The 9,993-nt window shown below is 39.2% G+C and carries 13 protein-coding genes and 1 pseudogene; all 14 read right to left on the minus strand.

Annotated features, from left to right (window positions below):
* On the minus strand, positions 1–2,192 hold a 2,192-nt coding region (locus CVN76_RS05125; RefSeq protein WP_157805539.1), incomplete at its 3' end, for a phage tail tape measure protein.
* Between the two features lie 16 nt (positions 2,193–2,208).
* Positions 2,209–2,331 (minus strand): hypothetical protein, encoded by a 123-nt coding sequence (locus CVN76_RS32065; RefSeq protein WP_269800016.1) that lies wholly within the window; start codon positions 2,329–2,331, stop codon positions 2,209–2,211.
* A 59-nt stretch (positions 2,332–2,390) separates the two neighbouring features.
* Positions 2,391–2,717 carry a phage tail assembly chaperone G gene (gpG, locus tag CVN76_RS05130; RefSeq protein WP_100530509.1) on the minus strand — a complete coding sequence of 109 codons (327 nt, stop codon included), beginning with the start codon at positions 2,715–2,717 and terminating at the stop codon, positions 2,391–2,393.
* A gap of 64 nt (positions 2,718–2,781) precedes the next feature.
* A complete protein-coding gene (locus tag CVN76_RS05135; RefSeq protein WP_100530510.1) occupies positions 2,782–3,357 on the minus strand; it encodes a major tail protein in 576 nt (191 codons plus the stop codon).
* On the minus strand, positions 3,358–3,741 hold the full coding sequence (locus CVN76_RS05140) for a DUF3168 domain-containing protein (RefSeq protein WP_100530511.1): 384 nt from the start codon (positions 3,739–3,741) through the stop codon (positions 3,358–3,360).
* Entirely contained in the window at positions 3,738–4,139 is a 402-nt protein-coding gene (locus CVN76_RS05145; RefSeq protein WP_100530512.1) for an HK97 gp10 family phage protein, read from the minus strand. Before CVN76_RS05145 ends, CVN76_RS05140 begins: the two co-directional genes overlap by 4 nt.
* Positions 4,136–4,552, minus strand: coding sequence for a phage head-tail adapter protein (locus CVN76_RS05150; RefSeq protein WP_100530513.1), 417 nt, complete (start codon positions 4,550–4,552; stop codon positions 4,136–4,138). The genes CVN76_RS05145 and CVN76_RS05150 overlap by 4 nt, the downstream gene beginning before the upstream one ends.
* A complete protein-coding gene (locus CVN76_RS05155) occupies positions 4,536–4,784 on the minus strand; it encodes a hypothetical protein (RefSeq protein WP_083232216.1) in 249 nt (82 codons plus the stop codon). Before CVN76_RS05155 ends, CVN76_RS05150 begins: the two co-directional genes overlap by 17 nt.
* Before the next feature lie 51 nt (positions 4,785–4,835).
* The gene (locus CVN76_RS31390; RefSeq protein WP_198512492.1) at positions 4,836–5,000 is read right to left on the minus strand and encodes a hypothetical protein; all 165 of its coding nucleotides are present in this window, start codon (positions 4,998–5,000) and stop codon (positions 4,836–4,838) included.
* A gap of 5 nt (positions 5,001–5,005) precedes the next feature.
* Positions 5,006–6,154: a phage major capsid protein gene (locus tag CVN76_RS05160; protein ID WP_100530514.1), complete on the minus strand. Its 1,149-nt coding sequence runs from the start codon at positions 6,152–6,154 to the stop codon at positions 5,006–5,008.
* A gap of 24 nt (positions 6,155–6,178) precedes the next feature.
* On the minus strand, positions 6,179–6,904 hold the full coding sequence (locus tag CVN76_RS05165; RefSeq protein ID WP_100530515.1) for a head maturation protease, ClpP-related: 726 nt from the start codon (positions 6,902–6,904) through the stop codon (positions 6,179–6,181).
* Complete coding sequence (locus CVN76_RS05170; protein WP_100530516.1) at positions 6,901–8,040, minus strand: phage portal protein; 1,140 nt, start codon at positions 8,038–8,040, stop codon at positions 6,901–6,903. Before CVN76_RS05170 ends, CVN76_RS05165 begins: the two co-directional genes overlap by 4 nt.
* A gap of 20 nt (positions 8,041–8,060) precedes the next feature.
* Positions 8,061–9,740 carry a terminase large subunit domain-containing protein gene (locus CVN76_RS05175; RefSeq protein WP_232732113.1) on the minus strand — a complete coding sequence of 560 codons (1,680 nt, stop codon included), beginning with the start codon at positions 9,738–9,740 and terminating at the stop codon, positions 8,061–8,063.
* Positions 9,741–9,772: 32 nt separating this feature from the next.
* A pseudogene (locus CVN76_RS05180) lies at positions 9,773–9,993 on the minus strand (hypothetical protein); the annotation flags it as partial.

The following is a 9,993-nucleotide window of genomic DNA, read 5'->3' on the forward strand; positions in this document are numbered from 1 at the left end:
AAACTACCTAAATTAATGACTCCATTTGATAAAAACTTAAGGAGACCAGCTCCGCCACGCGTAATCTTTCCGACGCCGGTAACTAAACCACCAATTCCAATCGTTAAAAATCCAAGTGCCGCGCCTACACCCGCTACACCCACACCAATCGCCGACCATTTTGCAATGGAATGCTGCGTACCCTCGTCTAATTTATTGAACCAGCCAACTACATCCTCTATGGTTCCGGCCGCAGTTTTTATGGTCGGGATCAAGGCAGTTCCGAACGTCGTGGCAGCACTCTCCGCTTCACCCTTCATTTTTTCAATAGAGCCTTTTAATGTGTCCATTTTAGTTTTTGCTACATCATCGGCACTAATTTTATTAATGGCTACGCCCATCTTGTCAAACTCTTCAGCCCCTGATTTACTAGCAATCATGGCGCCTCGAATGGCATCCGAACCAAAAATGGTATTAAAGGCATTGATTTTTTGTTCTTTGGAAAGATTCTTTGTAGACTTTTGAAGAATATTGAAAACTTCAGACATGGATTTAACATTACCTTGCTCATCAAAGAAGGAAGATGAAAGGTACCCACTCGTTTTTTGAAGCCGATCGTATTCTTTTCTCAATTTTGCTTTAGATGCCCCAGAACCAAGTTCTTGTTTGGCTAATTCTTTGAATGCCTTATCTAAATCTGGAACGGTTCTCGAAGCTGGCTGGATGCCCTTTTCCACTAAGTATTTATAGCCGGCCGTTGTATTGGTTGTCGCAATGCCCAATTCAGCCATTGCCGTTGCAGCTGCATCAGTCTGTGGAGACAACCGCATGATCATGGTTTTTAAGGATGTACCTGCATCGCTTCCTTTAAGCCCCGCTTGAGCAAAAACTGCCAATGCTGTATTTGTATCTGCAAAGCTAAACCCAACGGGCCCTGCCACACTTGAAACCTGGGATAAGGAATAATTCATTTCTTCCACAGATGTGGCGGAAGCATTTGCGGAACCGGCTAATAAGTCGGCTGCCTTGGCCATATCAATATTGTCATCTCTAAATGAATTCAACACGGTGGAGGCAATTTCAGCTGCTTGACCTAATTCCAATTCACCAGCTGTGGCTAATGAAAGGGCAGATTTTAGACCACCACTCATGATTGCGTCTAAATCAACACCAGCTTTAATCAATTCCTGCATCCCGATGGCCACTTCTTTATTACTGTACTTCGTTTCCAGTCCCAGGTCTTTTACAAGGGTATTGATCCCACTCCCGTATTTTTTCCACTCATGTGGGTTCATGAGCGCTTTAATATCAGCCATAGCTTGTTCAAAATCAGCTGCTTGCTTGATGGTATAGCCTAGGCCTACGCCGCCGGCTAAAGTAATCCCGCTAAAGCTAGATGAAATGGATTGGCCTGTATCATTTAGTGTTGAACCCGTAGTCAGGGCACGATCGGATAAACCTCGAAGCTTCGATTCTGCTTTTCCAATATCATCTGCTAACTTACCAATAGAGGGGTGAACAGTGGAGATTTTTCGGTTCAGAGTATTGAACGATGAATTCAATTTATGTTGCTCATCCACAAGGGACTTGTATTTGTTTTTAGCCTCATCGACTCTACGATCATGTTCGCCAAATTCCCTTGTCAAATCCGCAACTTTTTGTTTTTGGGTATCAACGATTTGTTGATGGATCTTCGCCTGGTCACTCAATCCTTTAAGCTTATCTTTTTGAGCAGAAAAGGCTAACCCGCTTTTTTTCTGACTTTCCACATTGTCGTCCGTCTTCTTTTTAAGTTTGGCCAGTTCGGATTCTAAATCTTTCGTGGACGATGTGTAGTCGAGCATTTTGCCGGTAGCATCTTTTACTTGCTTTTGCCAGGCACTTTGTCGCTGAATAGCTGTATTAATTTCTTTATTTAAATCTTGTATGACCTTCGAACTTTCCGCATTTGTCTTGAGTTCATTTTTGCGTTTTTCATTCAATTGCTGAATGCGTTTCTCGTTCAGAGACATGATTTTGTTCAAGCCTGTAACCTGTTTCCCTAATGCACCATACTTATCATCGGCATTATTCAACACGGCCATATTGGCTTTCATTTCTCGTTCAGCGCTTTTTATCGACCGATTTACAGCCGTTAAAGATTTGGTGAAGTTGGCGGACGATAAGTCCATTTCGATGATCATTTTTCCGAGTGGCTGATTTTTTCCTATCAATTAGTTTCCTCCTTTCCTACGATAATATTTTTACAAGGTCCGCCAAATCCATGGCCTTTTCTTTTGTTGGTTTTGCATCATTATTTAATATTTCCATCAAATGATAGTAATCGGCATTAACGATGTCGTGATAGCTCATTCCCTGCTTCATTAAATCCAAAAATAACGCATTCAGATTTTCAATAGCTTGTTGTGGAGTTAATCCAGTACCGGCTCCATTTCTCCGTCCTTCATGTACTGAATCAACTTCTGTTTCTTTTTTTCGCTGTAACCAAGAACTTGGTAATATACTTCATATAATTTTTCCATTAATTCATGAGCCTGGATACCGTCTAAAATGTCATCTGCTTTGACGCCAAATAAATCAGCGACGAAAGTGACCAGGGCCATCGTTGATTCTTCGTCATCCTCATAGACCGCATTATTCAGCTTCAATGCTGTGATTAATTGTTTGCCGCTTACCCATGTTTGCGTAAGGGTTTTGACTTCTTTCGTTTTTGAATTCGTTAAGTCTAATTGATACATGATTCATTCCTCCAATTTTTATTAATAAAAAAATGAAAAAGCCCTCCGCAAGGAAGGCTTCTAATTATCCAGCAGGTGGTGTAGCTGGGGGAAATGTATAGGTTTTTAATTTCGCCGCGAGTTCCGAACCGATCCCGTAAGCAATGGTTTCTCCATCATTATTCGACACACATTCCATCGTCAGCTTTTCATCGTCTGGCTCTACTGGTTTATTTTCACTTGTTTTTAGTGAAACATCCCCGGCAGACATTTTTCCTTTCAATAAAGCGAAGAAAACTGGCTGGCCTGTTGCATCTTCCGATTCCAGTAATACGGCAACATAGGGAGCCTCAGTACGTTCTCCAATCAATGTAAAGCCATCGGTGTGTTTCTTACGGCCCAGCACCGCGACTGCCATTTCTTCCGGCACGTCTAAAATGCTTAGCTCCGCTTTAACGTCCCCAGTGCCTTTTGCATTCACATAATACGCCACATTTGAGGCAAATGACTTTATGGATTCAGGGGAAATTCCTGAAATGGTGGCTTCCTTGGTACCACCCTTATTAGTTTTCCCTTCTATCACAAACACATCTTTTGTGACTTTCCCATTCACATCTAAAACGCCTACCGTCGCTCGCTTGAAGCCTACTCTAATACCCATTTACAGCACCTCTTCTTTTATTAGTCCTTGATAACGCCTGGCGTCAACAAAGCGCTTTGTTTCTTTGAAGTATTCATCTAAACCATCTTTTAACTGACCGAAACCAATCTTTTTTAGTTCCTTTTTTATCTCACGTTGAATCTCTTTGACTAGCAAACGATTTGAAGCTTCCACATCAATTTGGTACAAATACTCATTGGCATGATTTTCATTACTGGCAAAAACCACTGGACCAGGGACATCCAACGGATCAATCACAATGAAAGGTTTGCTAGCATCGGCTGTTTCGGGATATTCATAAAATTTAATGCGGCCATTACAATGGGAAACAATTATTTCATTTGAATTTAGTTGGTTATAGATCACCATTAATCCGTCTGTCATAATTGTTTTTTCATCTCCTTGGTGACCGCATGCAAAAAGGCTCCTTCACTATTCGAAATTGCTCGTTGAATAGATCCGTAGCCATTAGGTTTTATTTTTATGCCATTTCTGTTATATCCAAATTCATTTAGATGGACTATTCGATAACGCTCTTTAGGTCCATTCCAACCCACTAAAACCGATTTATACCCATTACTGCTAGTTACTTTACCTATTACAATTTCCTCCTGAGACGCCCCTGTATCTTTAAAATCCTCAAATTCATCGGAGACGGCTTTTGAAACCTCTTTTGCCCCAGCGATTAAGGCTTTATTGGTCACTCTGCTTAAAGCCTGTTCTGACAATTGATTCTGCAGGTTTTTATAGATGTCCTCAAACCCCTTAAATTCCACACTCATGTGATCACCGCCAAAAGAACAGTAATAAAATCGTTATTGGTTAAGTCTGGGCGAACATCAATCACGTTAAAACGAATGTATTGACGCTGACCATCTATAATTTTTGAAAAGCGATCATCCTCTAACTCTGCGTAGTGTTCAGTGTCGGGAAAATACTCACCGATTGAATCGCGAATATTAATAGTTACGGCATTTTTCGTATTCATAAATTTTAGCTGCTGTTGTTCCCTGCCAGAATTGAGAATTTCGATATCTTTCATGCTTGCGCTGTACACTTCAGCAAAACACTCATATACCTGGACCACTGCTCCTTCTCCTGGTTCTGGGCCATCGTTTGGAGTGTATTGGTAAAAGGAAACTGGCGTCCTTAACTCACCGCTGCCAATTTTGTTTGGATTAAACTTTGGTTTCATCAGGATCCCCCTCGTATAAATCCAGAGCTAACCCTGTTATTTCACTAGCAAAGTTTTCATCAAAATACTCTACGGCATCATTATACGAATACCGAGCACGCTCAAAGACAAGTTCTTTTCCGCCTTCATGCTTTTCAATATCAAACACTCCACACTTTCTTTTTATGGCAGCATATGAAAAGGACAACACCTTTTTAAGATTGTCGTCCTCTTTCGTGTGTGAAATTTTCATACGTCCTTTGAACTCCAATAGCAATTCGTATGTGATTTCCAATCAAATCACCTACTTGTCATCTTCATTTTCTTCTACCCTACTTAAGTAAGAATCATCGAGATTTTGTTCAACCTCTTTGGCCCGTTTTACTGTCATTTCAATTTCCTGATGAGGTTCATAAACCTCATTGGTATGGATATCCTTGAATGTTTTTAACACTTTATATTTTGCCATCAAAATCACCCTTCCGGAGTATTAATAGATAATGTATAAATTGCTGATACTTTATTATCATCTGCTTTTCCAAAAGCGAATTGTTTGGCTGTGTAAAGATAGCAATCTTCCAAAGCAAGCGTTTGATCAAATTTGTTAATTTGTACGCCACCCGCTGTATAAGCATCATACCGGTTGTTTACAAAAGCGATGACCTCACCGGATTCAACAAATTCAGATTCTACAATACGTAAATTAAACGGTAGGGCCGTCACATACGTTCCATTTGCATTCAAGAAAGTATATTGAGCTTTTACTCCCCAGGAGTCGATAGGGTTAACAAGTAAAACAACTTTCCCCCCGATTTTTACAGATTTCCCATTTGCTTTAGTGGAAAGGTAACTCATGACTTCCGATAGTTCCTTTACTGTTGTTTTTGAATCAGCAAATGTAAGGGTACCGGTAACAGCTTTTTTGGCGTGACCAGTTGTTTGGCTTACCGCTGCGTCTAAATCCCGAATTAAACCAATTGGCTGATCTTTAACAGGACCTACGCCATTGATAAATCCATTTTCCAAGGCAACTGCAAAAGTTTCGGAGATTTGTGTACGAACATAAGACTCAATCCAAGCCGGCCCGAATATGTCTAAATCTTTAGGAAGCACAACGAATGCCGTCAATTTAGATTGTGTGACTTTTTCTTCACTAAATGCTGTTTCAAGTTGTCCCTTGATTTCACCAAAGACCTTACCCCATACAGCAGCACCTGAAGGATCGGACTTAATAATGCGAGTTACAAGGCCTTTTTTCTGCAGATTAATTTCAGACAAGAATGGATGATCTGATGTTAAATCTTCAAAAATACGGTCAACCGTCGTTTCCGGCAAAATAATATCGTCTGTAAACCCGTCCGATTGCACGACATCATTGAAAAATTTAGTTTCCTCGGATGTTAGAACATTTACACCACGAGCCGCTAAGATCGTTTGATCTGCATTTTGCGTTTGGACAGCTTGGGTAATTTGTGTTGTTAAGGAATTTACGAGCTCATCTTGCATGGTGTTCCAAACTGCTTCGATTTGCTCGGGAGTTGAGCTCTCATTCTTCACCACTTGTGCATATGCTTTTTTAGCCTCATCATAGGCTTTTGTATGATTATTTAATTTCATGACCATTCTTTTTTCCTCCTGTATTTTCGATTAAAAAATGAACCCTTTACGTTTTGTCATAACTGGCTCAGGCGCAGTTGGGACAGATGGAAGAGGTTCATTATTTTGTTTATTATTTTGTTTTAAATTGTTGGTAACAGTATTAATGATTTCTTGTAATTGTTCGTCCGTAATGCCTTCTTTTGATTCTTCTTTCGGTTCATATTCCACTTTGTCAGCGAAGCCATCCTTAACAGCCTGCTCGGCCGTCATCCAGGTTTCAGCCTCAATTAACTTTGCAATTTCCTCACGGCTATTACCTGTTTTTTGTTGATAGATGGATATGATCGATTCATCATATGTCTCAAGGGCATTAAGAGTTTTCTTGATGTCTTGTTTAGTCCCATATGCAAAGGTTGCTGCTTCATGAATCATCATTCTTGATCCAGTTCGCATAATCACCTCATCCGCCCCCATCGCAATTATCGATGCAGCCGATGCGGCCAACGATGTCACCTCCACAACGATATGTTTATCCAGGTCTTTTAAGTAATTGTAGATTTCCACTCCTTGATCAGCATCGCCACCACCGCTATTTAACTTAATTCGCACTGTGGGTGCCGTAATTTCAGCCAATGCATTACGAACATCTTGTGCACTAGTAGCCGTATAAAACCAACCACTTTTGCCAATGGCACCTGAAATAATCATTTCATGTTCTTCTCCATTGGTTTGATTCAAAAACTTATAAGGGATTGCTTGAATTTTTTTCGTCATTTAGTCTCACCTCCTTCCACAGTACCTGCAGCCTGATAGTTTTTAGTAATAACAAATTCATCTAATTCAGGATTGTCTGATCGTTCTTTACCAAACAACTCCCTCACCTCATTCCTGGTAAACGCTCCAGAGGCCACTAACTTATCAACAGCCTCGGCATTTTCTATAAGATCCTTCTCGGTTAACCCGTAAACATCAATCCGCTTTCCTTTCAGGAAATCTTCTCTTGTAAATATTTTTGCATTTAATTCATCCTGTATTTTTTTGACGATTGGATTATTAGAGAACCTAACATACGCCTTAATAGCAGTTTCATAATCAGATAATTCACCATGAATTAAGGCAATTGGAATCCCTAACAGATTGGCTACATCATCAATAACAGACCGTTTTAATTTGGTTAATTCTTCAATGGATTGCCCTTTCACATCGCCTTTTGATACTTCGTTGTATTCAAAACCTTTCAACATTGGAACAAGGGCAATGGAATTTACCTTAAATGATTTAAACAACTTATCAATGAAATTTTGCAGCTTATTTGTATTCTTTTCATCAAGGGCCTGGCTTGATTCTACAGAAACTGTCCCACGAATCTGATTGTTCCTCATGCTAATTTCAATCATTCTACTAAATAAATCAGCATAATCATCAAACATTCCTTCCATGAATTTTGAAAGTTTCTCATTGTTATAAGTAAGATAAATAACCTCGTCCATTTGGAATGATCGTTTGAACGTATACCCCTTAACGGTTACGTCTTTGAATATGTCTGCATACACAGCGTATTCTTCCCTGACAAAATCGTCAGCAATTAGCAAATTATTATCATCCGTCAAAACAACCAGCACTTCATTTTCATCAATCAATTTGTAGATGAAACTTTGCCAAAAATCCGCAGCACTTTGATCTGTATTTGGCCGCACATTTAAAAGATAATGCCAATCATTATACTGGCGCTTGTTCTCCACCATAACTCGGAAGTCCGATTGGCTTATGGTCCGGCCGATGAAGTTGATGCAGATTTCCAAAGCCATCTTTTTTAAATAGGCCCGATGACTGGTTTCATCAATTAAATCCAAATCAAACAGGGATTCTAATTCGCTATTTCTTCTTAAAACGCTACTTAACCAACCCATTTTACATTTTCACCCCCTCCCTAAAAATTGAGTGCTTCTAAAGCATCTAAAGCATCTGAAACATCGTAATCCTTTAAATCTCTAGATCCCCAAACACCGTATAAAAACATCATAAATCCATCCGTTTTTCGTTTTACCGCCTCTTTTTTGCGATATAACTTATTACCTTTTGGATCGATAACAACCAATACATTGTTTGTATACCATCGCATTACCGGATTATCTCCGAAAATAACATTACTGTTATCAAATGCTAATTCAATTTTTGGTGCTAACAACGCGCTAGCTGCATCTGGATTACGTATTGGGTCTACCTCAAATCCTGCTGCTTCGAAAAGAGGCCTCAAAATCTCCATTCTAAAATTATCACCGACAATTTTAATGATGTTCCAACCTTCGTTCCGTTTATCCACAAACCATTTCACAATGATGTGTGGATCCATCGAATCCTTATGAAGAACGGTTAAAAACCCTTTATCTTCCCATTTTTTAATAGGTGCGAATTTACGGTGATCTTTTTTGTTATTTCCTTCTGCCTTATTGCCGCTATACGCATAATGCTTATCCGCAAAAGGTTTACATAAAAAAGAATGGGTTAACTCTGGCGGCAAGATAAATCTATCCCCTTCCGTAAACAACAAACCAGTTGCCACAAAGTCCCTTATTGATGCATAGTCGACACAACCAATACATTCGCGCCGCCTTAATTTCTCCAAATCGTATTCTTGATTTGTTGCTTCGATTTTCTCCCAGGATGTTACTGACTTTTCTAAATCAACCTTAGGCAAATTCATACGCTTCGTAATAAAGTTTTCATAACCCGATGAATCACTTTGGAGTTTGCGATATTGTTTCAAAACTTTTTTGTACAGCGTTTTGGCGTAACTAGACAATGGGGGATGAAACATAGGATTGGCCTTTTGCCATTTAGTCACATCGTGCATTTCATCTTCATCATCAAGGCAGCACATGAATGGGAATAATGAATCCTCTTTTACCGAAACTTCACGTTTTAAAATACTTAATGCGCGTTCTTTTAATCGATCAATAAAGCCATCGCGGACAAAACCATCTGTACCTATAAAAAATTCCCGGCTGTCTTCAACTTTACCAAGACCTCCCGAGAATACATCGACTACATCATTATTTTCATATTCATGCACTTCATCATAAACCACACAACCATCACGCAAACCATCCTTTGTACTGGCATTGGACGTATGAAACTGAAAAATTGATTTTGTATCAACTGATTCAATAACAGCTTTTTGATGCTTGAAATACGACTTCAAATCATCATTCATATCTATTGCATTGTAGACTTCTGTAAAGGAGGTCTTTGCTTGTTTCTCACTGTTGGCAACGATTGATACATTATAAAAATCAATTCCATGAAGCTCGCTAATGAAGTAATTTACAAGTGCTGATACAAAACCATTTTTACCAGCTCCACGTGCCATGTAAATAAAAAATTCGTCAAACACTAAGTCATCTGAATCCTTATAACGCATGAAAATAAAACATGTAATAAATTTTTGAAATGGCTCTAAAGGGAAATACCATTTATCAGCAAACTGGATAAAGTTTTCTATGTGTTCACTATCAAAATAAACATCCTTCATTGTCAGGATGTCTGCTTCAAGCCACTCTATAAGCATGATTCGTTCTTTGTTTAAAATGGTGTCGCCGTTACGCCACATCGAAATATATTCTTCTACGTAGTTATAAGTTATCAAATTAAACTACCACGCTTTGGTTTGCCTTCCACAGGTGTTGATGCTGGGGCAGGGGTTGCCTTTAATTTAAACTTAATCGATTTTTCTAGCGCAATCTTTTGAGCGTTAATTTTCATTTTTTCATTCATACTCGGATGGCTTTTGATAAATTTTTGTTTTCCGTTTTCAATCGTAATACTAATCCCATCACGATCAATTACTGTATCACACTCGGCAT

It is taken from the genome of Bacillus sp. mrc49 (genome assembly GCF_002803435.1).